23 protein-coding genes are annotated in these 26,867 nt (G+C 44.3%); 10 read left to right on the top strand and 13 right to left on the bottom strand.

Features of this window, described 5'->3' with window-relative positions:
* Positions 1-14: 14 nt before the first annotated feature.
* The gene (locus ACINLD_RS18970; protein WP_077735312.1) at positions 15-1,991 is read left to right on the top strand and encodes a glycosyltransferase; all 1,977 of its coding nucleotides are present in this window, start codon (positions 15-17) and stop codon (positions 1,989-1,991) included.
* Positions 1,992-2,075: 84 nt separating this feature from the next.
* On the opposite strand, the gene ACINLD_RS18965 is transcribed toward ACINLD_RS18970, so the two are convergent.
* Entirely contained in the window at positions 2,076-3,770 is a 1,695-nt protein-coding gene (locus ACINLD_RS18965; protein WP_409445246.1) for a glycosyltransferase, read from the bottom strand.
* A gap of 222 nt (positions 3,771-3,992) precedes the next feature.
* On the opposite strand from ACINLD_RS18965, the gene ACINLD_RS18960 reads away from it, so the two are divergent.
* Positions 3,993-4,877: a sulfite exporter TauE/SafE family protein gene (locus ACINLD_RS18960; protein WP_409445247.1), complete on the top strand. Its 885-nt coding sequence runs from the start codon at positions 3,993-3,995 to the stop codon at positions 4,875-4,877.
* A 12-nt stretch (positions 4,878-4,889) separates the two neighbouring features.
* On the opposite strand, the gene ACINLD_RS18955 is transcribed toward ACINLD_RS18960, so the two are convergent.
* The gene (locus tag ACINLD_RS18955; RefSeq protein WP_410207120.1) at positions 4,890-5,972 is read right to left on the bottom strand and encodes a glycosyltransferase; all 1,083 of its coding nucleotides are present in this window, start codon (positions 5,970-5,972) and stop codon (positions 4,890-4,892) included.
* A 189-nt stretch (positions 5,973-6,161) separates the two neighbouring features.
* Between ACINLD_RS18955 and ACINLD_RS18950 the strand changes: the two genes are divergently transcribed.
* A complete protein-coding gene (locus ACINLD_RS18950; protein WP_410207119.1) occupies positions 6,162-8,432 on the top strand; it encodes a glycosyltransferase in 2,271 nt (756 codons plus the stop codon).
* Between the two features lie 222 nt (positions 8,433-8,654).
* Here ACINLD_RS18950 and ACINLD_RS18945 read toward each other — a convergent pair whose 3' ends face one another.
* The 9 genes from ACINLD_RS18945 to ACINLD_RS18905 form a co-directional block, all read right to left on the bottom strand.
* Positions 8,655-9,779, bottom strand: a complete 1,125-nt coding sequence (locus tag ACINLD_RS18945) for an NTTRR-F1 domain (RefSeq protein WP_410207118.1) — start codon at positions 9,777-9,779, stop codon at positions 8,655-8,657.
* Between the two features lie 227 nt (positions 9,780-10,006).
* Positions 10,007-11,188, bottom strand: a complete 1,182-nt coding sequence (locus ACINLD_RS18940) for an NTTRR-F1 domain (RefSeq protein WP_077735317.1) — start codon at positions 11,186-11,188, stop codon at positions 10,007-10,009.
* A gap of 202 nt (positions 11,189-11,390) precedes the next feature.
* Complete coding sequence (locus ACINLD_RS18935) at positions 11,391-12,083, bottom strand: acyltransferase (protein ID WP_026589594.1); 693 nt, start codon at positions 12,081-12,083, stop codon at positions 11,391-11,393.
* A 105-nt stretch (positions 12,084-12,188) separates the two neighbouring features.
* On the bottom strand, positions 12,189-12,905 hold the full coding sequence (treR, locus tag ACINLD_RS18930) for a trehalose operon repressor (protein WP_026589595.1): 717 nt from the start codon (positions 12,903-12,905) through the stop codon (positions 12,189-12,191).
* 21 nt (positions 12,906-12,926) lie between these two features.
* A complete protein-coding gene (gene treC, locus ACINLD_RS18925) occupies positions 12,927-14,615 on the bottom strand; it encodes an alpha,alpha-phosphotrehalase (RefSeq protein WP_077735452.1) in 1,689 nt (562 codons plus the stop codon).
* A 72-nt stretch (positions 14,616-14,687) separates the two neighbouring features.
* A complete protein-coding gene (gene treP / locus ACINLD_RS18920; RefSeq protein ID WP_026589597.1) occupies positions 14,688-16,097 on the bottom strand; it encodes a PTS system trehalose-specific EIIBC component in 1,410 nt (469 codons plus the stop codon).
* Positions 16,098-16,443: 346 nt separating this feature from the next.
* Complete coding sequence (locus ACINLD_RS18915; protein WP_409445249.1) at positions 16,444-17,502, bottom strand: endospore germination permease; 1,059 nt, start codon at positions 17,500-17,502, stop codon at positions 16,444-16,446.
* Between the two features lie 349 nt (positions 17,503-17,851).
* On the bottom strand, positions 17,852-19,264 hold the full coding sequence (locus ACINLD_RS18910) for an alanine/glycine:cation symporter family protein (protein ID WP_409445250.1): 1,413 nt from the start codon (positions 19,262-19,264) through the stop codon (positions 17,852-17,854).
* A 165-nt stretch (positions 19,265-19,429) separates the two neighbouring features.
* Complete coding sequence (locus tag ACINLD_RS18905; protein WP_026589599.1) at positions 19,430-19,807, bottom strand: DUF1992 domain-containing protein; 378 nt, start codon at positions 19,805-19,807, stop codon at positions 19,430-19,432.
* A 261-nt stretch (positions 19,808-20,068) separates the two neighbouring features.
* Between ACINLD_RS18905 and ACINLD_RS18900 the strand changes: the two genes are divergently transcribed.
* From ACINLD_RS18900 to ACINLD_RS18885, 4 genes are all read left to right on the top strand, one after another.
* On the top strand, positions 20,069-22,030 hold the full coding sequence (locus ACINLD_RS18900) for an LTA synthase family protein (protein WP_026589600.1): 1,962 nt from the start codon (positions 20,069-20,071) through the stop codon (positions 22,028-22,030).
* A gap of 127 nt (positions 22,031-22,157) precedes the next feature.
* Positions 22,158-22,910, top strand: a complete 753-nt coding sequence (map, locus tag ACINLD_RS18895; protein WP_026589601.1) for a type I methionyl aminopeptidase — start codon at positions 22,158-22,160, stop codon at positions 22,908-22,910.
* A 143-nt stretch (positions 22,911-23,053) separates the two neighbouring features.
* Positions 23,054-23,209, top strand: a complete 156-nt coding sequence (locus ACINLD_RS18890) for a hypothetical protein (protein WP_179115635.1) — start codon at positions 23,054-23,056, stop codon at positions 23,207-23,209.
* A gap of 134 nt (positions 23,210-23,343) precedes the next feature.
* Positions 23,344-23,475 (top strand): YflJ family protein, encoded by a 132-nt coding sequence (locus ACINLD_RS18885; protein WP_077735322.1) that lies wholly within the window; start codon positions 23,344-23,346, stop codon positions 23,473-23,475.
* A 42-nt stretch (positions 23,476-23,517) separates the two neighbouring features.
* Here the strand turns inward: ACINLD_RS18885 and ACINLD_RS18880 are convergent, their stop codons facing one another.
* Positions 23,518-24,168 (bottom strand): MOSC domain-containing protein, encoded by a 651-nt coding sequence (locus ACINLD_RS18880; RefSeq protein ID WP_026589602.1) that lies wholly within the window; start codon positions 24,166-24,168, stop codon positions 23,518-23,520.
* A 110-nt stretch (positions 24,169-24,278) separates the two neighbouring features.
* Here ACINLD_RS18880 and ACINLD_RS18875 point away from each other — a divergent pair, with 110 nt between their 5' ends.
* From ACINLD_RS18875 to ACINLD_RS18865, 3 genes are all read left to right on the top strand, one after another.
* Complete coding sequence (locus ACINLD_RS18875; RefSeq protein ID WP_026589603.1) at positions 24,279-24,551, top strand: acylphosphatase; 273 nt, start codon at positions 24,279-24,281, stop codon at positions 24,549-24,551.
* A 115-nt stretch (positions 24,552-24,666) separates the two neighbouring features.
* Positions 24,667-24,951: an autorepressor SdpR family transcription factor gene (locus tag ACINLD_RS18870; RefSeq protein ID WP_026589604.1), complete on the top strand. Its 285-nt coding sequence runs from the start codon at positions 24,667-24,669 to the stop codon at positions 24,949-24,951.
* The gene (locus tag ACINLD_RS18865) at positions 24,948-25,586 is read left to right on the top strand and encodes an SdpI family protein (RefSeq protein ID WP_026589605.1); all 639 of its coding nucleotides are present in this window, start codon (positions 24,948-24,950) and stop codon (positions 25,584-25,586) included. The genes ACINLD_RS18870 and ACINLD_RS18865 overlap by 4 nt, the downstream gene beginning before the upstream one ends.
* Before the next feature lie 142 nt (positions 25,587-25,728).
* Here the strand turns inward: ACINLD_RS18865 and ACINLD_RS18860 are convergent, their stop codons facing one another.
* Entirely contained in the window at positions 25,729-26,838 is a 1,110-nt protein-coding gene (locus ACINLD_RS18860) for a nitric oxide synthase oxygenase (RefSeq protein WP_026589606.1), read from the bottom strand.
* Positions 26,839-26,867 lie beyond the last annotated feature (29 nt).

Below are 26,867 nucleotides of genomic sequence, written 5' to 3'. Positions count from 1 at the left end.
CATTTGAAAGGTGGATGGAAATGAGAGATGTAGGGATAGTGATGCCCGTTTATAAGCAAACTCCTGAATATTTGACATTAGCCCTGCAGTCGATTCTGCTGCAAAGCTATCAGAACTTTTATTTTGTCATCGTTTCAGACGGCGCTCCCCCTGAAACTGTAGCTGTCATCAAAGATATAACAAAACAAGACGACAGGGTTCACATTATTCTTAAAGAAAAAAATGAAGGAGTAGCAAAAACCTTAAACATCGGGTTTGACTATTTGATGAAAATAGAAGAAGTTAAATATTTCACATGGGTTTCAAGTGATAATATTTATTATCCTGATTTCATTGAAAAGCTTCGGCATGCATTGGAAACAGCCCCGGCCAATGTCGGGCTGTCTTTCAGCAGCTTTCGGCATATTGACCATAAAGGGGATTATTTAAAAGAGCCAAGCTTAGAAGAATTTTACAAGTATCAAAATCAACCGAAAGAAAACCTTCTTGATGTTTGTTTTATCGGTGTATCTTTTATGTACAAGAAACAATTTGCAGCTATGATAGACGGATATCACCTCGAACCTGTTGAGGATTATGAGTACTGGCTGCGCCTGACAGAGCATTGTGATATTGTTTTTATCGAAGAAGTGCTGATGGAATATCGAACCAATTCCCCGCTGAGTGTATCTGCTAAACTAAGAAACTCAAAAGAAGAGCACCGCAGATGGAGATATGCTTTTAACCTCGCTAGACATCAAGCAAGAAATCGAAGAAACATTCCTTATCTTTTAACCATTATTTATCCTGTTCAAGACGGGTCTGAAAAAACAATCGAAAAATTAGAGCAATTGTTAGAGCAATCATTTAGCAATTATAAGCTGATCATTATCGATCGAACATTGGATCAGTCTGCTATCCAAACAATGAAAAATATTGAAGATCCGAGGGTTGTCCTGATTGAATTACCGGGCGCCACTGAAAAAGACGCTATACGTAAAGGTATGCTTGGTGCAGATACGCCTTTCTCTTTAATTTATGGCAAAGGTGCATTTCCGTCTTCAATCCTCGCATTGTACGATATGATTATTAAAGGCTGTGACACGAAAGAAGAATCAGAACAAGCTCCGGTTGCCATTATCGATAATGGATATCGTCTTGTGAGCACCCGTTCTGTCATATTGGGAGAAGATTACGAGTTCGGGGAACTTTATGACACAACAATTTTGAAAATCAACTTATTTCAAAACAAGCAGCAGATTCGTTTACCGAAAGTATTAGTCAATTCCGTACCAAAAAGCGGAACTCATTTACTGCTGCAAATTATCCTCGGAATTCCGGGAATGAGACGGACCGATTTCTGGGTTTTCGAAGAAAAGCATTTAAAAGATCTTAAACCAGGATACGTAGCCACAGGCCACTTTGCACACTCTGCAGATCGGGAAAAAATATTAAATGAAACAGATATCAAAACAATATTTATCTATAGAGATTTAAGAGATATAGCCATTTCACTCGTCCATTTTGTCATGATCAACAAATATAATCATCCATGGAATCCATATATGAAACATCATTTGAAAAATCACGAAGAACGGCTGATGGCGATCATAAAAGGTGCTTCACTAAATCAAGAAGAACAAGCTGAATATGGAATTGGCTTGCTGCCAAATATACTTGACTTCACAAAAAACTTTTTACAATGGGCGCAAGCTTCCGGAATCTGCATCGTGACGTTTGAAGACCTTATGCGCGATGAAGCTTCGCAAAATAAAACGATCATGCACATCATCGATTTCTTATGGGAAGATCTTCAGTCATTACAATTATCAAAGCAGCAATTGCTTCAAAAAATGAAACAAAATATTCATTCCAGCGCTTCAGATACATTTAGAAAAGGAAAAATAGGAGATTGGCAAGAGGAATTTAATGAAAGCCACAAGCAAGCGTTTAAAGAAATAGCGGGAGAAGCACTGATCCAATTAGGGTACGAAAAAGATAACAACTGGTAACAAGAAAGCAAAAAATCGCCGGGAATCGTTCAGATCAGGTTCCCGGTTTTTATAAAACTAAAAAATCCCTTTCAAAGGGATTTTTTAAATGACATGTTTTAACTCATGAATCATATTCAAGAAGCGTTCCGCGTATTTTTCCGGCGCGAAATGGTCTTCAATGTGTTTCAGAGCATTCCGTCTAATCTCTTCTCTTAAAACACCATTTGCAATGAGTTCTTTCCCTTCTTGTACCGCTTGATGGATGTCTCCAAGTTCAAAAAACTTCCCTGTTACATTATGGGTAATAAAACTGCGCACTCCGTCGGAATCGGTTGTCAGAACGGGACACCTGCAAACCATCGCTTCAAGTACGGCATATCCGAACCCTTCTACTTTAGAGGTGGAGCATAAAAATCCCCCCGAATCGCCGATGATGGAAAAGTATTCGGCCATTTTTTGATGCGGCTGGTTTGCATAAACGGTCAGATGCTCTTTCAGATTCAGCTCGTTTATTCTTTCTGCAAATGCGCTCCTTTCTTCTTCTTCCGCCAATGTACTGTCTTCAAACATCCAAAGTTGAATGGAATCATTTTTCTGGATCAGCTTTGCTCCGATAGAGAGAAAATCCCTCCAATTTTTATTTTCTTCCAGCCTTCCCACCCAGCCGATAATCGGGTTGTTTTGTTTCGGAAGCGTCTGATAGTGGAACTCCTTTGTGTTAAAGCAATTATGAAAACAAAATTTCTTTTTTGCAGGAAAATACTTTTCAAACGCTTGCTGGAGATGCGGTGTTTGCGGATATAAAATCGCATCACTGCATTCATTGACGATAGAATAAGCATGGATCTCCAAAAACTCATCTACATACTCTTTATTGTTGCCCAGCCCTTGCACTTCATAAATCAACAGCCCTTGATATCCAAATTCTCTTATGGTTTTCAGCAAAAGAAGGTCTGAACCGACTACAATGGCATCATAATTTTCTCTAAAGATGATCTCTTTAATTTCGTCTTCATAATTTGTTATAAAAATAGAGGTATTCACCTTGTTTTGCAGCCCTGTTCCTTCTTGTAAATATAAAAAATCACATTTTACACCGAATTGGTGAAGAGCATACAAACGCTGTCTGTTTAATGTTTCCACACCTCCGCTCGGCACAAAAAAAGTAAAGAGAATCTTTAGGTTTGTTTTTTTCACTGCGGGACCTTTAATTGTTCCATCAGCAGCCTGGACCATCTTTTTGCCGCCTTCACTCCATTTCCAGCAGCCAAACAGACCGGGTTCGTTTTGAGCCGGTTTTCTGTTCATGTGTTCCAAAATTTCAGATTGTGTTTTTGCTTTACTCCAAATTCTGATTTCATCAAGTTTTCCGTTAAAGTCACGGGTGCCAGATCCCTTGAAAACTCCCGATGGAACAACCGTTTTGAAGGTGCTGACATTCCCCTTTTTAACAAATTGCCCGTTAATATAGAGAGATGGCGTTTTATCATGGTATACCAGTGCAATATGTGTCAAGTCGTTTAAAGGCGAGGGAAAGGTAAAAGCCAAAGCCTCTGTTAGAACCGCTTCATGTTCGTATACTGTAATACCGTTTGCTCCAAGTGAAATCCCAACACCGGCCAGAAAAGATCCACCGCCTTCTCCATTTACGCCGGAAACTGGTATCACAGCATACCGTTCCTCCTTTACTTCCGGAACTGGCTTGGCCCAAAACTCTATTGTGAATGTATCTTGAATGTTCTCGAATAAATGTTTTGTTATGCTTTTATGCTGATCATGAAATGTATGGTATAACATCGCTTAGATCCCTCCAACATTCTTTTTATCATCATATGCTCATTCCGGTTTTCGGAGTAGACCTCTGTCCTTTCGCCCATTAAAACCGCCGAATCTCTCAGACAGCTTCATTATTTAACAGAGTACCTCCGGTGTTTAACCACACCGCGAAGCGATCGAAGCATAGAATAACTTAGATATCATATATTTAGTCCTCACCTATTTTTCACAAGGGGTATGGCTATGAGAAAACTGATGATCTTTGCAATGATAGGCTTTTTCGCTCAGCTCATTGATGGTGCGCTCGGAATGGCTTACGGCGTTACTTCGGCATCGCTTTTACTGACGTTCGGAATCGCCCCGGCAGCAGCTTCGGCATCGATTCACTTTGCAGAAGTCGTGACCACCGCCGCTTCAGGTGTTTCCCATATGAAATTTGGAAATGTCGACCGATCGGCTTTATATAAATTGATCATCCCCGGTTCTGTTGGTGCATTTACGGGGGCATGTTTTTTGAGCAGCCTGCCGGGCGATGTTGTTAAACCTTTTATTTCTTTGTTTCTATTCATATTAGGGATATATATCCTGTTTCGTTTTCTATTTAAATTTCATCCAAGCTGTCAGAAAAAATCGATTGATTTGACAAGAAAACAGTCAATCGCTTTAGGGTTAGCCGCGGGTTTTGCCGATGCAACCGGAGGCGGCGGATGGGGACCGATTGCAACCCCTGTATTGTTATCGAAAAAGGGAGCTTCCGTTAGAAAAACCGTCGGTACAGTGGATACAAGCGAGTTTGCAATTGCGGTTTCCGCTACTGCAGGTTTTTTGATCTCATTAGGCTGGGAAGAAGTGAATTGGACATGGACGATTGCCCTGATGTTAGGCGGAATTGTTGCAGCTCCTATTGCAGCCTGGCTTGTGCGGATTTTGCCGGCATATTTGCTGGGAGTCCTTGTAGGAGGCTTTATTATCGTCACCAATGTCCGGAGCCTGATTCTCTTCTGCTCTATCACCGCTTTATGGAGTGCCGCTATTTATGCCACCTTATTGATCGGATGGGGGGTTTCCATTTTTTACGCGATACGCCGTCATCGTAAAAATAAAAACAAAAGCCTACTTGACAAGTAAGCTTTTGTTTTTTTATTTGTTTATTCCTAATTTTCCTTCTAACAATTGTTTATTATGAAGAACTGACTTATCATTTGGACGATATATCCGCGCCGCTTCGTTATGCTGGTACGATTTTTCAAAATCTCCTAAATTATAATAGCAGACACACATTTGCAGATGAGGATACCAGGTGTAGTTGGCCGGATAGCTGAAACTCCATTTATTGGAGTCCGGAACGAGTTTTGTCGCCTGATCATACCAATAGATGGCCGCATGGAATTCCCGTCTGCGCTGAAAATTGTAGCCGATTCGGCTGCACGTCTCAGCACGCGGCGTTTTCGAGAATTCAAAAGACTGGAACAGCGATCTGAGCTCGTTTTCCATATCTCCGAGAAAGCGGTAGCAGTCCGCTTTATTAATACAGGCGTACACTTTATCTTCAATCCAGCCTTCTTTCATGGCAATGTTTTGATCATAGCTTTCGATCGCTTTTTCGTAATGGCGGTTTTCTCTCAATTCATTTCCATAGTAAAAGTAGTCTCGCGGTGAAAACTCGTCGCCCCGATCAATTTTCTGCTGGTAAATATTCAAGTTGCGTCCGACGGAATGGCGGATTTTTTTATGTGTGACAGAGATATCGGCATTGATGATATTCCCGTAGACTTCAAGATACTGGTGACAGTCGCCTCTCCATTTAAAGTTTCTCTCCCTTTTCACTAAACGGTTGCGGCGGTATCTCAGCGTCACATTTCCGTATTCGTCTGTACCGGCGTCATAGTACATTGAAACCGAATCAACCGATGGGTCAAGCGTTTCCTTCAATTCTTTTAATTTCTTTTGATCTTCTTCAAGCAAAACATCATCCGCATCTAAATAAAGAATGTAATCTTTTGTGGCATGCTTAAATGATTCATTTCTGGCCGCCGCAAAATTGCCGATCCATTCAAAGAAAAAGACGCGGTCTGTGTACTCTTTCGCGATTTCGACCGTTTTGTCAGTCGACCCTGTATCGACAATATTGATCTCATCTACGATGTCTTTCACGGTATCAAGACATCTTGCCAATACTTCTTCTTCATTTTTGACTATCATACATAGGCTGATCGTGACCAAATATGTTCACTCCTTATCATTATATCTTCTATATCTTCACTTCAATAGATTATGAGTGAAGCAGGTTTCTTGTTTGTACCATTGCCATAGTTCAAAAAGAGTAGGGATGAATATCACGGCAACTTCGCATTCTTCGGTGAATATAGATAGTACTAGAGAAAATTTCGTTCATATAGGAGGATGCTTGAGGTGGCTCAAAATCATGAACTTGATGTACTGTTGCGTTCACTGGATCTCGCCGGTGAACATGAAATGACCCGGGTGACGGCTGAAGAAAACTGGGAGGAAGCCGAACAAATCATCAAAGATAGACTGAAAGCAGATCCATTTAATCCTGTCATACTCGTCAGTTTAGGTTTGATTTATGAAAAGAAAGGACGGATTCAACAAGCTTGTGAACTGTATGATGATGCTGCTTTTTTTATGAATCACACACAGAAAAAGAAATTGTATATGGAGAAAAGCAGTCTTTTCCACAGCATTGAAAAAGTTCGGCCGAAAATCGTTTTCTTTGTCAAACCGAATTTGGATACGTTTATCAACCCTGTAATCGACCATCTTTCCGATTCATACAGAACAGTAAAAGCGGTGGTTACAGATCTGAAACAAGTCGATAAAGGCATGAAATGGACGGATATTTGCTGGTTTGAATGGTGTGACAACCTGATCGTTTATGGAAGCAAGCTGCCTTTCGCACAGCAAAAAACATTAATTTGCAGGCTTCACAGCTATGAAGCTTTTACAGCGTATATCCATCAAGTTCGCTGGAATACGGTGGATCAAGTGATTTTTGACGGAAAACACATGGAGCAATTCGTGGTGAATCAAGTGAAAAGTCTGGAAAATACACAGGCCGTCACCATCCCAAATGGGGTAAACTTAGACCAGTATACGTTTACTGAACGTGAAAAAGGGTTTCATATCGCATGTGTCGGCTATATCAATTATAAAAAAGGGCCGATGCTTTTATTGCACGCGTTCAAAGCGATTCATGACAAAGATCCAAGATACAAATTGTTTATCGCCGGTCAGTATCAAGACATCCGCTATCAATTATATTTTAAACAAATGATTGAAGAGCTGGATTTGCAGGACAGCGTCCAGATGGACGGCTGGCAGAGCGATATCAACCGATACTTGGAAGATAAGCATTATCTCATTTCGACAAGCCTTTTGGAAAGCCAGCAAATGTCGGTTATGGAAGCGATGGCAAAAGGAATCAAACCACTTGTTCACAATTTTTACGGTGCAAAAACGATTTACGATGCGGCATTTGTATGGAACACGATTGATGAACTGGTCGAAATGGTCACTGAACATGACTATTCCTCCGTTCAATACCGGGCTTATATTGAAAAGCATTATTCGTTTGACAAACAAATGAAGCAAATCGAAGAAACCATCTCAAAGCTGGCAAAACCGGCAAAAACGAGTGTACACACAGCCATTCTCAATCCGCCTAAAATCACAGTCGGAATCGTCAATTACAATTACGCCCGTTTTTTGGACCAATGCGTTCAGTCTGTCATGAATCAGACGTATCCGAATATGGAAATCATCATTGTGGATGATCATTCCACCGACGGTTCAATTGAAATAATAAATGCTTATAAAGAACAGCATCCAAACATAAAAACGATATGCCATCAAGAAAATTCAGGCATGGCAGATACGGCATTCACAGAGATTTTCGAAGAAGCTACAGGTGAATATGTAATGCCTGTCAGCGCAGATGATTTTTTGGCGTATGACAATGTGCTCTATGATTTGATGGAATGTTTTTATGAACAAGAGAATTTAGATTATGTTTACGGAGACTTTTTATTAGTCGATGCTGATAGCAAAACGATCGGAAGCTGGACTTACCAATCATATACGGATGATGAAGTGATACGTCGTGTGTTTGAAAGAGGCGGGTCCGGTGTGTATCCAATGGTAGGATTGTTCAAATTGTCTTTTTATCGCAAGCATAACTACTCCTGGGTCGCCGATTGTAAGAATCTATATGCCGGTGACACATTGAATAGTATCGTCAATATTAAACGCGGCTGGAAATACCATTATTTAAATAAACCTGTTTATTGCTATCGGAGACACCAAAAAAATTTCACTTATCATATAGACAAACGAATACCGTCTATCATTCATGTGATGGAATATATTATTGAGCATTTTAGTGAAGATGTATATTTGCCTTATATCAATTGGAACGAACTTGAGGAAACCCACAGAAAGGAATTGAAATATTTTACCATCGGCAAAGTCTATGCAGCTATTGCAAAGGAGTATCAAAAGAACGGATTTACACGGCACCTTGACGAAGAAGCGAAGAAAAAGTGTGTCCGGCCTTTGCTAGAAAAAATGCTTAGTTATTTTCATTTGAGTTTGGTTTCCGGAAAAGAAATATATAGGGAAGATATTGATCACCTAAAAGAGGAGATGGATCATTTGCTGATATAAATCTAACTAAACTGCATTTGAATGTCATGTGAATTAGAGGGCTGTCTGATAAGCATATACTTATCGGCCAGTCCTCTTATTTTTGAACTCCTTTTTTCATAAAAAAGAGGCGCATGAAAGCCGACGGCTTTCATGCACCCCTCCTAAAAACACTGTAGGTCTTAGATGCTATAGTTATAGCTGCTGCCACAATAATAATTGAGTCCCAGAAACAAAGTGAAGTTAACTCAGTCTTGACTGATTAAGGAACTTTCGGGATTGTTGCAATGCTGCACCGCCAGTTGGGCCGGTTGGGCCAGTTGGGCCGGTTGCTCCCGTTGCTCCCGTCGGACCTGTCGGGCCGGTCGCTCCCGTTGCTCCTGTTGGACCTGTCGGACCTGTCGGACCTGTCGCTCCTGTTGGACCTGTCGGACCTGTCGCTCCTGTTGGACCTGTTGGACCTGTTGGACCTGTTGGACCTGTCGCTCCTGTTGGACCTGTCGCTCCTGTCGGACCTGTCGGACCTGTCGCTCCTGTTGGACCTGTCGGACCTGTCGCTCCTGTTGGACCTGTCGCTCCTGTCGGACCTGTCGCTCCTGTTGGACCTGTCGGACCTGTCGCTCCTGTTGGACCTGTCGGACCTGTCGGGCCGGTCGCTCCTGTCGCTCCTGTTGGACCTGTCGCTCCTGTCGGACCTGTCGCTCCTGTTGGACCTGTCGGACCTGTCGCTCCTGTTGGACCTGTCGGACCTGTCGCTCCTGTTGGACCTGTCGGACCTGTCGCTCCTGTTGGACCTGTCGGACCTGTCGCTCCTGTCGGGCCTGCTGGGCCTGCTGGGCCTGTTGGACCTGTTGGGCCGGTCGGACCTTGTGGACCTGTTGGGCCTACTCCTCCGCCTTCTACATCTAATAGAGCTACATCATCTACTATTACATCAGCTGTTCCTGCCTGCGGCAAAGTATTAATTAAAATAAAAGCCATAGTAGCACCAGCTGGAGCCGGGGTCGTTGTTTGATAGACTTCAAGCCATGTATTGTTTTCGACAACTGGTAATCTATTGAAAGGAATATTAACCAAGAGTCCTTGGCCTAGAAAGTTAAATGAACTATCAAAATAAGAGACTTGAATCTGAACTTGAGGAGATGGGGCAAAACCAACCTTAGCCAGGGAAACAAGAAATTCTAAACCTTCTCCTGCGTCGACTGGAGCGAATTGAGCGATATATGAAACTACATTCCCTCCCAGCAACCTCGCCGACCAAAAACCGGAGTGAGAAAATTGAGTTGTGACTGTAGCATTTTGCCCAACCCAAGGTGCAAGTGTCCCGTTTTCAAAACTTCCATTAATGACCACATTTTGAATCGACATCTAGGATTTAAACCTCCCTTTTTTCTATATTTGCTTTAACTCTTTTTCAAGGTTAAAGCTAACATATACTATGTTTTCTACAATAATGCGGTCACGTTATTTAACTCATTGCTTCAACACATTTCCCATCAATTTTGAATCTCATTACCGAACCCTACTCTCTCCAAACCTGAGCTTTGAGAATATCAATTGATAAAATCTCTTATTCAGCTCGGAAAATTATTTAATCAACCGTATATTACAGCGGTTAATGACCTGGTGTTGGCTGAAGCCGTTAAAATGTTATTACCGGTAACCGTTATTCTAAGCTCATAAGTTTGCGTCCCGGATCCCGGATTATCAACCCAAGTTAGATTAGGAATATCACTATACAGACGAATCAATCCTGTTGATTTTTCACCTTGATTATCTTCAGTAACTTGTGCAATAACTTCCCCATTTCTATAAAAACTAAAGACAATACTATATTGGAATAACCCAGCTGGGCCTACTATTATATCTACTTCAGCCATTGAATCGAGCTTTACACTTTGCCCATCTGAAGTGGAAACTGTTGTTGCTAAAACCGACAACTCTGTATCAATTGTTAATGCTAGAGGCATGTTTGATTGTGTTGGTGAAGCCAATATACTGCCTGGACCAGTTGCTCCCGTCGGACCGGTCGCTCCCGTTGGGCCGGTTGCTCCTGTTGGACCGGTTGCTCCCGTCGGGCCGGCTGCTCCTGTTGGGCCGGCTGCTCCTGTTGGGCCGGCTGCTCCTGTTGGGCCGGTTGCTCCTGTTGGGCCGGCTGCTCCTGTTGGGCCGGTTGCTCCTGTTGGGCCGGTTGCTCCCGTTGGGCCGGTTGCTCCCGTTGGGCCGGTCACTCCCGTTGGACCGGCTGCTCCCGTTGGGCCGGTTGCTCCCGTTGGGCCGGTTGCTCCCGTCGGGCCTACACCCCCATCTACATCTAGCAATGCAACATCATCAATTAAAACATCTGTTGTTCCCAATTGCGGCAAGTTAATGATTAAAATAAACGCTTGTGTGGTGCCTTGTGGCGCCGCTTCGATTGTTTTGTAAATCTCAAGCCATGTCCCATTTTCTGCAGCAGGAATCCTGCTTGATGGAATAGTTGCGAATAAGCCAAATCCAAGAAAATTAAACGCATCGTCAAAATAAGTGATCTGTATTGCCACAGAAGGAGCAGGAAGTAACTCGGGCTTCGCTAAAGAAACAAAAAACTCCCCGCTTTCTCCCTGCTCAATCGGAACAAACTGAGCGATGAACGAAGTTGAAGTCCCACCCAACATCCTGGCAGAGAAAAAACCCGAATGTGAAAATTGGCCGTTCACAGACGAATTGCTTCCGCTCCAAGGAGACAGGGTTCCGGACTCAAAGCCTCCGTTCACCACTAAATTTTGAATTGACATAATATTTTTCACCTTCGATCATATTATGTGTGCTCCACTGCTTATCTTGTGAAGCTTAAATATAATATGACCGCCATCATCAGTAAGCCACGTTATTTAACTTGTGAAAAACACCTCTTTTTATTAAGAATGGACCCTGACGATATGATTTTCTGTATGCCTCATAACATCTATTAAACTTCCGTAATTACAAATAAAAATCTTATTTCACAACTCGCCCCGGATTGCCCACAGCCGTTTTGCCGGCAGGAATATCTTTCGTGATGACGGCGCCGGCCCCGATGACCGCTTGCTCGCCGATGACAACCGCCGGCAGCAATGTCGCATTATTGCCGATTTTCGCGCCCCTTTTAATCACCGGACCTTGATATGGATAATTGCCCATCCCCATATATTTGTCATTTGATGTTGAACAGCGCGGACCGATAAACACTTCATCTTCAATCTCCATATCCGCGGTGATATAGCATCCCGTTTGAATCGTCACCCGGCTGCCGATCGTCGTGTTGTTCTCAACCATGGCGTTGCGCCCGATGATGCTTTCTTTGCCAACCGTTACATTTTCGCGGATGCTTGCCATATCTCCGACGAACACCCCTTGATCCAAAAGCACGGCCCGATAAATCACAACATTTGAACCGATAACCGCATCGGCTTCAATCTTTAAAGGTGCTCCTTTCTTTTTCGGCTTTCGCGCCATTTTTTTGTTTGATGAAGCCGCTTTGCCTAAGACGGCCAAATCGCCGATCTTCACTCTGTCTCCAATCTGTGTATTCTTTTTAATGACGGCATGGTGGCCAATTTCCACATCATCTCCGATCATCACGTTTTCCTCAATCACGACATGTTCTCCGAACACGACATTCTTTCCGATTTTCGCTGTTTCATGAATCATTCCTACAGCCTCCCTTTTTACGTTACACGTATCACATCATATTCAATCGGCACGGGAGCAGAAACGGCTGCACAAAAAAACACGGCCGCCGACAGGCGGACCGTGCTATTTCTCTCTTCTGGCAAAATCGACAAACCGAAATTTATCAAGGCGGTGTCTGCTTTCCGTGTATTGGAACAAAGTCGTATCATCGAGAAAAACGAAATTTTTCACCACGACGATATGGTCATATCCGTTGAGATCCAAATACTTTTGATCCGCTTCCGTACACGGCTCCACGACGATTTCTTTATGGGCGTAGCTGATAACAAGCCCGAGCTCGCCTTCGAGGTATTGATAGATCGAATCCTCGCATATCTCTTTTGTTAACAGCGGTACGTTTTGGCGGATAAAATAATCCTTGTCCAGAATGACACGCTCGCCGTTGATGTTTCTCGACCGGACGACACGCCATATGTCTTCATCAGCGGAGATCCGAAGCTGTTTTTGTATATATGCGTTCGGGAGCGTCAAGCCGAATTCATGCACCGTCGTCTTTGTTTCTTTGCCGAGCGTTTCGGAAAGCTCTTTAAAACTGACGAGGCCGGAAACCGGGAACTGCATTTTTTCCCTGTTCAGCACAACCGAGCCTTTTCCCTTAATTTTTTGAATGTATCCGTTTTGCGCAAGCACATTCAGCGCTTTCCGGACGGTTTCTCTTGACGTCTCATAGTGCTCGGCCAGATCATTTTCCGATGACAAAATATCACCGGCGTTTAACACGCCTTGATCGATTTGGTCTGCGATTTCTTTGTAAATCATCATATATTTGTTGACTTTCATTTTTTTACCACCAAGCTTAGTTTAGCATGGTTTGCGAAGATGATAAACAATCGATTGATAAGGTTTCACCTTAAAGCTTGTCAAACGCTCCGGAATGTCGGGGTCGTTGGAAATGAGAACATTGGCTGTATATCCTTCAACATCAAGATCATCCGGCAGGCGGAATTCGCTTTCTCTGCCGTAAAAATTATTGATGACCAAAAGCTTTTCATTTTCCCCGTTTCTCACATATGCGTAAAGATCCGGATCGTCTTCAAGAATGAGCTGATAATCGCCTGTCGTGATGATATCGTATTGTTTGCGCAGCTCATTTAACTTTTTATAATGGTAGAAAATCGAATCAGGATCGCGGAGCGCTTCTTCGACATTGATGTGTTTGTAATTGTCAGGCACCGGAATCCACGGTGTTCCCGTTGTAAATCCGGCATTTTCCCCATCATTCCATTGCACAGGCGTCCGCGAATTATCGCGTGACTTTGCCTGCAAAATCTTGAGGATCTCCGCTTCGGATTTTCCCTCTTCTTTCATCAGGCGGTACATATTTAAAGACTCTACATCCCGATAAAGTGAAATATCGTCAAACTTCGGGTCTGTCATACCGATTTCTTCCCCTTGGTAAATGTATGGGGTGCCTTGCAGCATATGAATCGCGGTTGCCAGCATTTTCGCCGATTTTTTGCGGTATTTCCCGTCATCACCGTAGCGCGAGACGATGCGCGGCTGATCATGGTTGCACCAGAACAGCGCATTCCAGCCGCCCCCTTGATTCATTTCAATCTGCCATTCAGACAGAATCTTTTTCAGCTTGAGAAAATCGAAATCAGCAAGCGCCCATTTTTCGCCGTTTGGATAGTCCGCTTTTAAATGATGAAAGTTAAAGACCATATCGAGCTCCCGGCTTTCCGGGTTTGTGTAGCGGATGCAATCGGCAATCGTCGTCGATGACATTTCCCCGACCGTCATGCTGTCATATTGAGAAAAAACCTCTCTGTTCATTTCGTGCAAAAATTCGTGCACCCTTGGCCCATCCGTATAAAACCTTCGTCCGTCTCCCTTGTCGTCATCGGGAAAACGCTGATCTTTTGAAATGACGTTGATGACGTCAAGCCTGAAGCCGTCAATTCCTTTTTCAAACCAAAAATGCATCATCTCATACACTTTTTTTCTGACCTCTTCGTTTTCCCAATTTAAATCAGCCTGTGTGACATCGTAAAGGTGCAAATAATACTGCCCCGTCTTTTCATCAAACTGCCAGGCGGAACCGCCGAATTTTGACTCCCAGTTTGTCGGCGGCGAACCATCCGGCTTCATATCTTTCCAAATGTAAAAATCGCGGTAAGGATGATCTTTCGAAGACGATGCTTCTTTAAACCATTTATGCTCTGTCGATGTATGGTTGACGACAAGGTCCATAATCACCTTGATTCCGCGTTGATGGGCTTCCTCGAGAAGCTCCTCAAAGTCGGCCATAGTTCCGTATTCTTCATGAATCCGGTAATAATCGCTGATGTCATACCCGTTATCATGCTGCGGGGATGCATAAATCGGCGTCAGCCAAATCACATCACACGCCAGCTCTTTGATATAATCGAGCTTTTCGATGATTCCCTGAATGTCGCCGACACCGCTTCCTGTCGTATCGTTAAAGCTTTTCGGATAAATTTGATAGACTGTCGCTTTTTTCCACCATTGGTTTTGTTTCGTTCTCATCATTTTGCACCACCGTTTTCTTCTATATAAAATGGGAAAAGGGAGCGGCAAAACACGCTCCTTCCCCTGCTGTTATTTTTGTTTTAATTTAGCATAAGCGTATGTTCCGGCGAACGGCACCACAAGCACGATCGCCATCCCAATCGCGAATGCGCCCCAATACTGGGCCATGATAGAGAAAATGCCGGGCACACCGCCGACTCCGACAGAGCTTGCCAGAACCCCTTGTGAGGAAATATACATTCCGGCCAGCCCTGAACTGATCATCGCGATCACAAACGGGAAACGATATCTGAGATTCACACCGAACAGCGCGGGTTCGGTAATGCCGAGATATGCCGAGATGCCCGAGGTTAAAGAGAGACCTTTCTGCTTCTCATCCTTGACGATAAACATCATGGCAAGCGCTGCTGATCCTTGTGCGATATTGGAAAGCGCCAGCATCGGCCATAAAAATGTGCCGCCGAGCTTGGAACCGATCAGCTGAAGATCGACTGCAAGGAATGTATGGTGCATACCTGTGATCACGAGCGCCGCGTATAAGCCGCCATACAACAGTCCGCCCAGTATGGCAAATTTGCCGAAGACAGCAATCAGGCCTGATGTCAGCAAATTGCCGATCGCAAATGTAATCGGGCCGATCACGATAAATGAAGCAAATCCTGTGACAAGAAGCGTGATCGGTGCAACAACCAAGAGCTGTATGCCCTCAGGTGTCCGCTTTGTTAAAAACAGTTCAATTTTGGCCAGCATATAAGAAGCAAGCAAAATCGGCAGCACCTGTCCCTGGTAGCCGACTTTCTGAACCTCCAGACCGAAGAGATTCCAGACCGGGATCTTTCCGCTTTGCTCTGCTGCGCCATATCCCCACGCATTTAACAGGTCGGGATGAACGAGCATCACACCAAGCACAATACCGAGCAGCGGATTGCCGCCAAAGCGTTTGACAGCTGACCACCCGATTAATGCAGGCAGAAAAGTAAAAGCCGTGCCCGCAATCAAATTAATCATATTGGCGAGATCCGCCCACTGCGGATAGACTTCGACAATCGATTTGCTGAAGAAAATGCCCTGCGCCGTTAAAATATTATTGATCCCCATCAGCAATCCCGCTGTCACAATCGCAGGCAAAATCGGAATAAATATATCCGCAAGCGTTTTCACAGCACGCTGTAAAGGATTCATATTTTTTTCAGAGGCCTTTTTCACCTCATCTTTACTCGACTCGCCAATACCGGTTTCTTCGACCAGCTCCGCATATACTTTATTGACTGTTCCTTGGCCGATCACCACTTGAAACTGTCCATTTGTTGAAAATGAGCCTTTGACTACATCAATTTGATCAAGCAACTCTTGATCAACCTTGCTTTCATCTATCAATGCAAACCGCAGGCGCGTCACACAGTGGGTTGCTGCTGCAATATTATCCACACCGCCGACTGCATCGACGATTTGACGCACTGGTTGTTTGAAATCCCCCATTCCAAACCCTCCTTCTCTCGTTTAACCTGTATATACATTTTATGCTTATATTGTAATCCTGTATATACAAGTAGTCAACATATTTTTTGTAGCGCTTTCATAAATAAAAAAACCGACCGCTCCATGTAAAAAACAAAAAAGCAGGAGCGCTTCTCTCGAGAAGGCCTGCTTTCAAACTGCTTGTCATATACGTGCAAAAAAGCCGCACCGCACTCTGTACGATGGGAATTCTAACAAAAGCGGATCAAGGTCAATGGTTTTGCCTTCTAAATTTTGATACTCCCAATACGAATATCGGAATGACAAACCCCATCGTTCCAAAATAAAAAAACATCCATTTAATAAACTATTTAATAAACTCACTGGTATACACGATGTTCGGGTAAACGATGATGGAGAGAACGACCAATATCATACCTAAAGGGAATGTCAAAACCCTGTAATTCTTGAGCTTTAAGGTATGAGCAAGGGACAAAGCGGACGCATAGAAACAAACGGCTAATTTAAAGAAGATAGAAACAAACCAGATGCCCGCCATGACGGGCTCAAGACGCTGCAGAAAATCGCCGATATTAATTTTTTTTGACAGCGCATAAGTCGGATAAAAATGCCTTGCTGTCATATCTACACCAAGAACGACTATGGAAATGACTGTAATCAGAATTAATAGTATTCCTGCTTTACACGTTCCTAAAAAGAAATTCTTTTCGACTTCTTTCCTCTTTTGAACATAAGGAATGATCATAAGAAACGCAGAAAATTGAAAAAAGGGGACTGCAATAAACGGAAAACTCGCGCGAACGGTGGCTTTTATTCCGCTCTCAAAAAAAGGCTGTATATTGGAAAGTTGAAACTGAGGCGTTAGTGCAATCAAAAGTAACAACAGCAAAAGGATTAACCACGGATAAAATATTTCCGCCGCCCTGGCCAATGTCTCAAGCCCTAAACGAATACCTATAATCACAACGATAATAAACATGATTAAAATGGATGGCAGAGGCGTTTCCGGGAGAATGAGCGTTAATAGAAAGTCACCAACATCCCGAAGAACAAAGGCGGAAATCAAATAAAAATTAAAGAAAAAGCCCAAATTAATCAACGTTCCCAGCCATTTTCCGAAAATCACTTCCGTATATTGAGCAAAATTCAAATTAGGGTAAGGTTTTGCAACTGAAGTGATAAGTTTCACAATCAACAGCCCAATCCCCACTCCAAATACGGATGAAATCCAGGCATCTTGTTTGGCTTCGGCAGCAAGTGACGCAGGGATATACAAGACAGAGCTGCCTATGGTAAATAAAAAAACCAATACCTGAAATTGTCTTGCTGAAATCACACCATTTTCAAGCATATTTATACCTCTTCCAGCAATTTTCTTTCCAATAGTATGATCGCGAACAGACATTTCTATCCTGCAATGATAAATGTATGATATATGATCAAACATTACATATTACAGAAATGATTTTTGCTTTCAGTGCAAGTTTATGCTGGACTCACCTCTTGTTGGAGCAAGATAAAAAACGGCGGGGCACCGCTTAAACGCCCCAGCCGTTTTTTATCTTTACAAAAAGCGGACACGGGCTTGGAAACCGAGCCTGCCGAGCTAAGCTCACGCCCGCGCTGTTTTCATCCGCACATTCTGTTCAGCGCCCCTTCGACTCCTGCCATGCCAACGTTATTCATGATTCTCTATGCTTAAACTCGTAAAATCCATGGCTAAATCCCTTTTTCATTTTCCGTCTCGCCGATCGCTAAGAATTGTTTACCTTTTGCTGCGTTTCGTAAACGCTCTCTTGCTTTCCGATATCTTTCAAATAGTACTTTTCTGATGTGAAAAACTCATCGTATAAAGATCTGACTTTCCTGCTTAAGAGCAGCACCGCTATGATATTCGGAAACAAAATGAACGCAAGCGCAAGGTCAAGAAAGCCCCAAATCGCCTTCGCTCCGCCTGCCGCGCCGATGATAATGGCCGCCAGATAGACCAGCTTAAGCACATGTCCCGCGATCTTGCCAAACAAAAACTCGGCTTGCTTAACCCCGTAAAAAATAATCACCGTAATCGTTGATAAAACGAAGAAGACGAGCGAAATCGACACGAAATATTCCCCGCCGCTGCCAAAATAGCTGCGAAAAGCATCCGCGGTCAGCGCCGCCGGGTTTTGCAGGGCGTTTTCCCCTGTCCATACCCCTGATGAGAGAACGACAAAAGCTGTCGTTGTGCAAATCAGCAGGGTGTCAACGACAATGCCGATGACAGACCAGAAGCCCTGCCTCACCGGGTGGTCGGTCATTGCCGCTGCATGGGCGATCGGGGCTGTGCCCATTCCGGCTTCATTTGAATAAAGGCCACGGGCAAACCCCCAGCGGACGGTTTCGGCAATGGCTGCTCCTGCAAATCCCCCCAATGCCGATGAAGAGGTAAACGCATTCGAAAAGATGAGAGAGAAAAAAGCGGGCACTGCTGACACATTCGTGAGGACAATGAGGAGACCCGCCCCCACATATGCCCCTGCCATAAGCGGCACCACCAGCTCTGTCACTTTTCCAATCCGTTTGATCCCCCCGATGACAACCAGGCCGATCAAAAAGGCAATTCCGATTCCGGCGGAGATTCTATTGAGAGAAAAGGTTTGCGCCAATGAAACAGAGGCCGAATTTCCTTGCACCATGATGCTTGGAACCAGCTCAATGATCAGTGCGACGGAAAAAAAGACGCCAAGCCATTTCATCCGCAAGCCTTTTGTGATGTAGTACATCGGTCCGCCGACAAACTCGCCGTCTTCATTCTTTTCTCTGTAATGAACAGCAAGCACGCTTTCCGAGAACTTAATCGCCATAGCAAACAGCGCGATCAGCCACATCCAAAAAACCGCTACCGGACCGCCGAACATAATGGCCGCCGGCACACCGACAATGTTTGAGGCGCCGACCGTCGAACTGAGAGCGGATGTCAAGGCCTGCAGCGGTGTGACCGTCCCTTCTCCCTTCGGCTTTTTCCCTACGCTTGCGATCGTCTGTTTGAAAATGTATAAAGGATAACGAAACTGAAAAAATTTCAGCAGGACCGTCAAATACAATCCTGTCCCCGTCAGCAACACAATTAAAGGCGGCCCCCAAAGCCAATCAGATATACGCTGTACCCATGTTAACAGTATGTCCATCCTATCACCCTTTGTTCGTTTATGTGTCATTACCACAAATGAAGAAACATAAACCTTTTTTGCAGCAATCACATATGAATAGGGTTCGTCATCATACCTATCGATTCCTTCGACTTCCAGATCGAAAGAGGTGGAGCAGACATAAAAAAACGGCGGGGCTCCGCCTTATGAACGCCCCAGCCGTCCGTATATTTTATCTTTATAAAAAGCGGACGCCGGCTTGGAAAACATTCCTTTTTTGTCGGCGAGCCTGTCGAGCTTGAGCTGGTTTTCCGTTTTTCTCTTCATTAAACGCTCGCGCTCGTTTTCATCCGTGCACTTGGCTATCAGCTCGTCAATCGTCATCATCTCTTTTTTCAGCGCCCCTTCGTCTCCTGCCATACCGGCGCTTTTCATGATCCGGTATGCCATGCGAAGATGCTCGGGCACATGCTGGGCCTCATCTTTTCTGAGCGGCTTGCCCATTCCGGGAAGATTGTCAAATTCCCCGTCCTTCATCGCCTGCTTAATTTTGTCCTCCGATATGATGCTCGCAAAATCCATGGTCTAATCCCCCTTTGTCGTTCATATACTATGATCAGTCTGCCACAAAAACACCCTTCCGCCAATATATGTGAAGCACAAAATATTTCCAGATCACCTTTCCGGACGTGAAAAATGCAATATTGCCGGGCGTTTTGCTGATATTTAGGCCGCTTGAGTTTCCGCTTTTCTAAATCGGCATTTCATGGTATATTTTATACATTCGTTTTTTTCTTTCGTTCCGATGGTTTTATACTGATCCGGAAAAAAGGAGTGTAACAATTGAAAAGATTTATTAAGGAGAGGGGCCTTGCCTTCTTTCTGATAGCCGCCATATTGCTATGGCTAAAAACTTATGCTGCGTATGTAATTGAATTTAATTTAGGAATAACCAACACAGTTCAACAGATTTTGCTTTTTGTGAATCCGATTAGCTCAAGCTTGTTCTTTCTTGGATTGGGACTCTTGTTCAAGAAAAAAATACAGCAGACAGCGATTATAGTGATTCATTTTTTAATGTCTTTTTTGCTTTATGCAAACATCGTATACTACAGATTTTTCAGCGACTTTATCACATTGCCTACGATCATGCAGGCAAGAACAAACGGGGGGCAGCTCGGAGACAGCATATTCTCGCTGATGCACCCGCTTGATGTGTTTTATTTCATCGATACTATCATTTTAATCGGTTTGGCCGTATTTTATAACAGGCCTTCTGAAACAAGCACGAAAAGACCGTTTAAAATTGTCATGGGTGCAAGCGTCCTGGTCTTTCTCGCCAATCTCGCGGTTGCGGAGATGGACCGTCCCGAGCTCCTCACCCGTTCTTTTGACCGCAACTATCTTGTGAAATACTTGGGAACTTATAACTTCACGATTTATGATGCGGTGCAAAACATTAAGTCAAACAGCCAGCGCGCCCTGGCCAGCTCCAGCGACGTGACGGAAGTTGAGAACTATATTAAAGCCAACCAGGACAAACCGAATGCCGAATACTTCGGCAAAGCGAAAGGCATGAACGTCGTATACATTTCCATGGAATCGCTGCAGACGTTCCTGATTGACTATAAGCTTGACGGCAAAGAAGTGACGCCGTTTTTAAACTCGCTGGCTCATGATGATGAAACATTTTATTTTGACAACTTTTTCCACCAGACTGGACAAGGTAAAACATCAGATGCCGAATTTATGATGGACAACTCGCTGTATCCTTTAGCACAAGGGTCTGTCTTCATCAATAAAGCGCAAAACACGCTGCAGTCGGCACCGGCCATTTTAAAATCCCAAGGCTATACATCAGCGGCGTTCCATGGCAACTACAAAACGTTCTGGAACCGCAATGAAATGTATAAAGCCATCGGATATGACAAGTTCTTTGACGCTACGTACTACGATATGAGCGAAGATAAAACGAAAAACTACGGCATGAAGGATAAGCCGTTCTTTAAAGAATCAATGCCGCTGTTAAAGAGCCTGAAACAGCCTTTCTATACGAAGTTCATTTCGCTGTCAAACCATTTCCCATTCGAAATGGATGAAGGCGATACAGACTTCCCGGCCGGTGACACCGGAGACAGTGTCGTCGACCACTATTTCCAATCGGCCCACTATATGGATCAGGCGCTTGAACAATTCTTCAACGACCTGAAAAAAGCCGGATTATACGACAATACGATTGTTGTCATGTACGGGGACCATTACGGCATTTCGGAAAACCACAACAAAGCGATGTCCAAAGTATTGGGCAAAGAGATCACGCCATATGAAAACGCGCAATTACAGCGGGTTCCGCTGTTCATCCATGCGCCTGGGGTCAAGGGAATCAAATCCCATAAATACGGAGGCGAAGTCGATGTAGCCCCTACTCTGCTTCATTTAATGGGCGTGAACACGAAAGATTACTTGATGAGCGGTTCAGACCTTCTGTCGCCTGAACACCGCGAAGTGATTCCGTTCAGAAACGGCGACTTCGTTTCTCCGGAGTACACGAAAACGAACGGACACTACTATGATACGAAGACAGGAGAGCTTCTGAACGAGAAAGACATCGATCCGAACATCGAAGAATCGGTGAAAAAAGAGCTCGAAATGTCCGATAAAATCGTCGACGGAGATTTGCTGCGCTTCTACAAACCGAAAGGCTTCAAAGCAATCGATCCGAGCGACTACGACTATACAAACCATAACCCGAAAACATCGGAATCTGATGCATCGAAAACGACAAATTCAGATTCAGGACAGTAATCGGCAAGCGCCCGCTTTCCTCATGGAAGGCGGGCGTTTTTTTGTCTTGAAGCCGGAGCTGTTCCTTTTTCGTGAACAGATATGGTAAGCTTGATTTGGAATATAAAAAAGAAAGCGGGAATGAATCGTGATTGTAACGAATGACCAAGAGCTTGAAGGGCTCAAAAAAATCGGCAGAATCGTCGCTTTGGCACGGGAGGAAATGAAGGAAAAAGCAGCTCCCGGCATGAGCACAAAAGAGCTTGACCTCATTGGAAAACAAGTGCTTGAAGCCCACGGAGCAGCTTCAGCTCCGGAAAAGGAATACGATTTCCCGGGAACGACATGCATCAGTGTAAATGATGAAGTAGCCCACGGCATCCCGAGCAAATCGACCATTTTACAAGAAGGCGATTTGATCAATATCGACATTTCGGCAGAATTCGGCGGCTACTACTCAGATACCGGCATTTCTTTTGTTCTGGGAAAAGGGGATGAAACGCTGCACAAGCTGTGCGAATGTGCTGAGAGCGCATTTCAAAAAGGCCTATTGCAGGCGCGGGCCGGCAAAAAGCAAAACCAAATTGGCAGAGCCGTATACAATGAAGCGAAAGCAAACGGATTTACCGTCATTAAAAATCTGACGGGACACGGCATTGGCAAAAGCCTCCACGAAGCGCCGAACCATATTTTAAATTATTTCGATCCGTTTGATAATGCATTGTTTAAAAACGGAACCGTCATCGCCCTGGAGCCGTTTGTTTCAACAAAAGCCGAACATACTATAGAAGCCGGTGACGGTTGGACGTTCAAAACGCCCGACGGAAGCTTCGTCGCGCAGATCGAGCATACGATCGTCATCACAAAAGACGAACCGATCATTTTAACACAGCTTGATTGATTTTCTCATACTGTCAGTATAATTCCTTGCAGGCCTCGCAACGAATGCGAGGGTTTGCCGAGACGCTTAAGGCCCGGACCCGGAGAGGTCCGGGCTTTTATGTTAAAATAAAAAACAGAATGTGCGAAAGGAGCCCTTTTGTTATGCTGTTTGCCATCATCGGGCTGATCTTTTTGATCGAGAGCGTGTTCTTAACGGTATACGCCCACAAAAAAAAGAACGGCTATTTAAAATACATCGGAATCGTTCTCAGCATTTCGATTGCTGTGATGATCATCGTCAGCCTGACACACCAATGACACCATGCGCAGACAAACTCCCGAATTAGGACGAAAGACTCAGTTTTAGAAAATTGTCGCCCACCCCTTTTCAACGTTTTTCTATAGATGTTAGAATGCCAATTGCATCGAATCATAGAAGGGAGTTTTCTGCCATGCATTACGGAAGCAAAGGCTGGTATGTAGAAGAACTGAAAAAGCTAGGGATGACGAAGTATGAAGGAAGAAAGCTTCAAAGCTATAAAGCACACTTTTTAGCCAATCTGCTCGACAGCATGAAAAAATAAACGTTTCGTTTGAAATAGCCGTGCCACTGGGCACGGCATTTTTTAAGCTGTGAGCTGCTTTAAAAAGGAAGCTCTCCAGCTGTCTGACAAAGCTTCGACCTCCAAAATCCTCTGGATGGCGGGCTTGTTATTCCTGTCATGATACATCAGATGGTTGGCGTATGAGACGGTCATCTCGTGTGGATCGCGGGAGACGAGCTCCAGCTGCGCTCGGGGCGCGACGATCCCTTCTTGCAATACCCTGAAATAAAATCCGCTGTAACCTGTTTCTCTCACTCTCAATACCATATCTTTTTCATTCAGTTTTTTGGCAAGCTTAAAGCACGGCTGCCGCGGCTGGCTGATCTGCACAAGAGCTTCTCCAAGCTTAAAAGTATCGCCGATGCACACATCTTTTTCTGTTAAGCCTTGTACGGTCACATTTTCTCCAAACGCCGCCTGAGGAAGCTTCTTGTTCAGAACCTCCTCCCAGTATGCATAATGAACCGCCGGATAGACGCAAACCGCTTTATCGGCTCCGCCATGGTGGACGAGATCGGCCTGCCTGTCTCCGTCAAAGTTCGTGCGGCCCAAAAACACGGGCTTGTCGACGGCCTGTTTCACAATCGCCGTCTCTACCTTTTTTCCGGCAAATTCGTATGTATCCGGCTGTCCAACGTAAATCGACAGAATCTCATATTTCTGATTTTCCAAAACCTCACGCCCTTCCTTTATTTTCATATTGTAACGATTCAATTCGATCATGTCTATGCCGTGATCTGAAATTGGGAAATATGATAGCATAGAAGAAAAGGGGTGTTCCTATGCTTCAATATCGAATCATCGTCGATGGAAGGGTCCAAGGCGTCGGCTTTCGCTATTTCGTGCAAATGGAAGCAGACAAACACAAACTAACCGGCTGGGTGCGGAATCTTGACGACGGTGCTGTGGAAATCCGTGCCGAAGGGCCTGAGGAAAGCCTGAAACATTTCTTAAATGCCGTACAAAAAGGAAGTCCATTCTCAAAAGTAACGAACGTGAAAGTGGAAGAAACAAAACACATCGATGGCTATCAAAAATTTAATATCAGCTATTAACCCCCATACAACATCCGCCGCCAATGGCGGATTTTTTATTGATGTATTGACTTCATCGCCTTTTTATTTTAGTATTTAGTTAATTAACTAAATATCGAATTAAGGAATGCTTGACATGAATCAAACTTTTAAAGCTTTAGCTGATCCGACGAGAAGACAAATATTGAATCTTTTAAAAGACCGGGATTTGACCGCCGGTGAAATTTCCGGGCATTTTCAAATGTCAAAGCCGAGTATTTCTCAGCATTTGAAAATCTTAAAACAGGCCGAATTAATCCAGGATGAAAAAAAAGGCCAGTTCATCATTTACTCATTGAATACCACCATGTTTCAAGACATCATCAGCTGGGCATTCAGTTTTACTGAACAAACAGATCAGAACGAAGGGGATACAAAATGAAGAAGCACTTATTTCCACTGTCTATGATTTTAGCTAACCTTTTGATGTGGGCGATCACTTATCCGCGCATGTCCAATCAAGTTCCCATCCATTGGTCATTCTCGGGCGAGGTTGACAGATACGCTTCAAAAACGGAAGCGATGCTCACCATGATGGCCTTGCTTGTTTTTATGTATATCTTAATGATCCTGACGCCAAAGATCGACCCGCGCCGAAAAAACTATCAGCTTTTTGCAAAAACGTATCATCTCATCATCAACGCCATGCTGCTGATCTTTTCCCTGATCAACCTGCTGCTCGTGATGACCGGGCTCGGCTATGACCTGCCGACGGGAAGCATCGTGCCGGTACTGGTGGGCGCTCTTCTCATCGTCATCGGCAATTACCTTCCGAGAGTCCGCTCCAATTTCTTCTTTGGAATCAAAAACCCGTGGACATTGAGCAGTGATGCGATTTGGAAAAAAACCCACAGATTTGCGGCGAAGGTATTTACCGCAGCAGGGCTTCTAATCGCGGCAAACGGCTTGTTTTCTTTAAGCGAAAATCTGATACTGCCCATCATTTTGCTTACCGTTTTTGCACCTTATCTCTATTCCTATATGCTGTTCCGGAAAGAAAACGGCATGAATGGATAAAGGCTGGATGATGGACATCCGGCTGTTTTAAAAATTCATGCCGAATAGTTAAAAGCAAAACATCAGGCTGTCCGTACTCCCGGACAGCCTCTTTTATTTGCTTCCCTGATCTTCAGCGAATATGCATAAGCTGACAACGTCCTTATTCTTCCCATTTCATTGTTTCATAGGGCTTTTCCTGATAGAAATAATTTGGTTTGACTTCTCTATCCTCATAATAGCTGTGAAAAATATGGGTCGATGCCGGCGATAGCGGCGGAATCAGCCATGTCCAGCTTGCAGCAAGCTCCCTTCCCTCTGCGGCTTCCTGTTCTTCAAACCGTTTAAACTGGCTGGCCGCGGTATGGTGGTCAACGATGCTGACACCTGCTTTTTTATAAGAATGGAGGACTGCCCTGTTCAGTTCAACAAGCGCTGTGTCTTTCCACAGCGAAGCATTCCGCACTGTATCAAGCCCCATAACGGCCGCGACTTTTTCGAGCACATTGTAGCGATCCGTATCCGCGAGATTGCGCGCGCCGATTTCCGTTCCCATATACCAGCCGTTAAAGGGGGCGGCATTATAATGAATCCCCCCGATTTCCAGCTTCATGTCCGCAACGATCGGGACGGCATACCATTTCAGGCCCAGCTCTCGGAAAGCGGCAATCTCAGGGTGTGTGAGCGCCACCTCTTTCACAATCGCCCTTGGCAGTTCATACCAGACTGGCGGACGGTCTTCGACTTGAAACACGAGCGGAAGCGGATCAAAAGGCGTTCCCTCGCCTTTCCAGCCAAGCGCCTGACAGACTTTTGTCAGCTTCAAGGAAGCCGGGTCGCCGATCACGCCGTCTTCCGTCTCATATCCCGCATACCTGATCAGCTGATGGTTCCAAATGGTCACTTTTTTCTTCCCGTCTTGCTCAGGCGGAAAAATGGTAATAAACGGTTTGATTTTCCCGCTGTTTGTCGCCAATTGAATGTGTTGAAAGAGCGCATCCCTTACCTCTTCCTCTGTTCGGACGTCCCTGTGATCAAGGACGTTTAGAGAATGCCAAAACAGCCTGCCGATGCAGCGGCTGCTGTTTCTCCAGGCCATTCGAGCGCCGTGTTCGATTTCTTCCCGCGTGTGTGTGTAGCTTCCCGTTTTCTTGATTTCCTCTTGTATGTTATGTAAACGGAGCTTTTTTTCCTCTTCGGATTTTGCCAGCTCTCCGTAACATTGCTCAATGAAGGCCTTTGCTTCATTCCATCGTTCTTCATGTGCCTCCAACCGGATTCTCTCCTTCCTGATCTAAAGAA

It is taken from the genome of Bacillus sp. z60-11, assembly GCF_046464135.1.
GTDB classification, from domain to species: Bacteria; Bacillota; Bacilli; order Bacillales; family Bacillaceae; genus Bacillus; species Bacillus sonorensis_A.
Note: the sequence above shows the minus strand (reverse complement) of the source record. Positions and strands in the feature narration are given on the sequence as shown.

Coding starts and splice junctions, on each gene's coding strand:
- ACINLD_RS18970 (WP_077735312.1), top strand. CDS start 15: ATGGAAATGAGAGATGTAGGGATAGTGATGCCCGTTTATAAGCAAACT.
- ACINLD_RS18965 (WP_409445246.1), bottom strand. CDS start 3,770: ATGTTATACCATACATTTCATGATCAGCATAAAAGCATAACAAAACAT.
- ACINLD_RS18960 (WP_409445247.1), top strand. CDS start 3,993: ATGAGAAAACTGATGATCTTTGCAATGATAGGCTTTTTCGCTCAGCTC.
- ACINLD_RS18945 (WP_410207118.1), bottom strand. CDS start 9,779: ATGTCGATTCAAAATGTGGTCATTAATGGAAGTTTTGAAAACGGGACA.
- ACINLD_RS18940 (WP_077735317.1), bottom strand. CDS start 11,188: ATGTCAATTCAAAATTTAGTGGTGAACGGAGGCTTTGAGTCCGGAACC.
- ACINLD_RS18935 (WP_026589594.1), bottom strand. CDS start 12,083: ATGATTCATGAAACAGCGAAAATCGGAAAGAATGTCGTGTTCGGAGAA.
- treR (WP_026589595.1), bottom strand. CDS start 12,905: ATGAAAGTCAACAAATATATGATGATTTACAAAGAAATCGCAGACCAA.
- treC (WP_077735452.1), bottom strand. CDS start 14,615: ATGAGAACGAAACAAAACCAATGGTGGAAAAAAGCGACAGTCTATCAA.
- treP (WP_026589597.1), bottom strand. CDS start 16,097: ATGGGGGATTTCAAACAACCAGTGCGTCAAATCGTCGATGCAGTCGGC.
- ACINLD_RS18915 (WP_409445249.1), bottom strand. CDS start 17,502: ATGTCTGTTCGCGATCATACTATTGGAAAGAAAATTGCTGGAAGAGGT.
- ACINLD_RS18910 (WP_409445250.1), bottom strand. CDS start 19,264: ATGGACATACTGTTAACATGGGTACAGCGTATATCTGATTGGCTTTGG.
- ACINLD_RS18905 (WP_026589599.1), bottom strand. CDS start 19,807: ATGGATTTTGCGAGCATCATATCGGAGGACAAAATTAAGCAGGCGATG.
- ACINLD_RS18890 (WP_179115635.1), top strand. CDS start 23,054: ATGCTGTTTGCCATCATCGGGCTGATCTTTTTGATCGAGAGCGTGTTC.
- ACINLD_RS18885 (WP_077735322.1), top strand. CDS start 23,344: ATGCATTACGGAAGCAAAGGCTGGTATGTAGAAGAACTGAAAAAGCTA.
- ACINLD_RS18875 (WP_026589603.1), top strand. CDS start 24,279: ATGCTTCAATATCGAATCATCGTCGATGGAAGGGTCCAAGGCGTCGGC.
- ACINLD_RS18870 (WP_026589604.1), top strand. CDS start 24,667: ATGAATCAAACTTTTAAAGCTTTAGCTGATCCGACGAGAAGACAAATA.
- ACINLD_RS18865 (WP_026589605.1), top strand. CDS start 24,948: ATGAAGAAGCACTTATTTCCACTGTCTATGATTTTAGCTAACCTTTTG.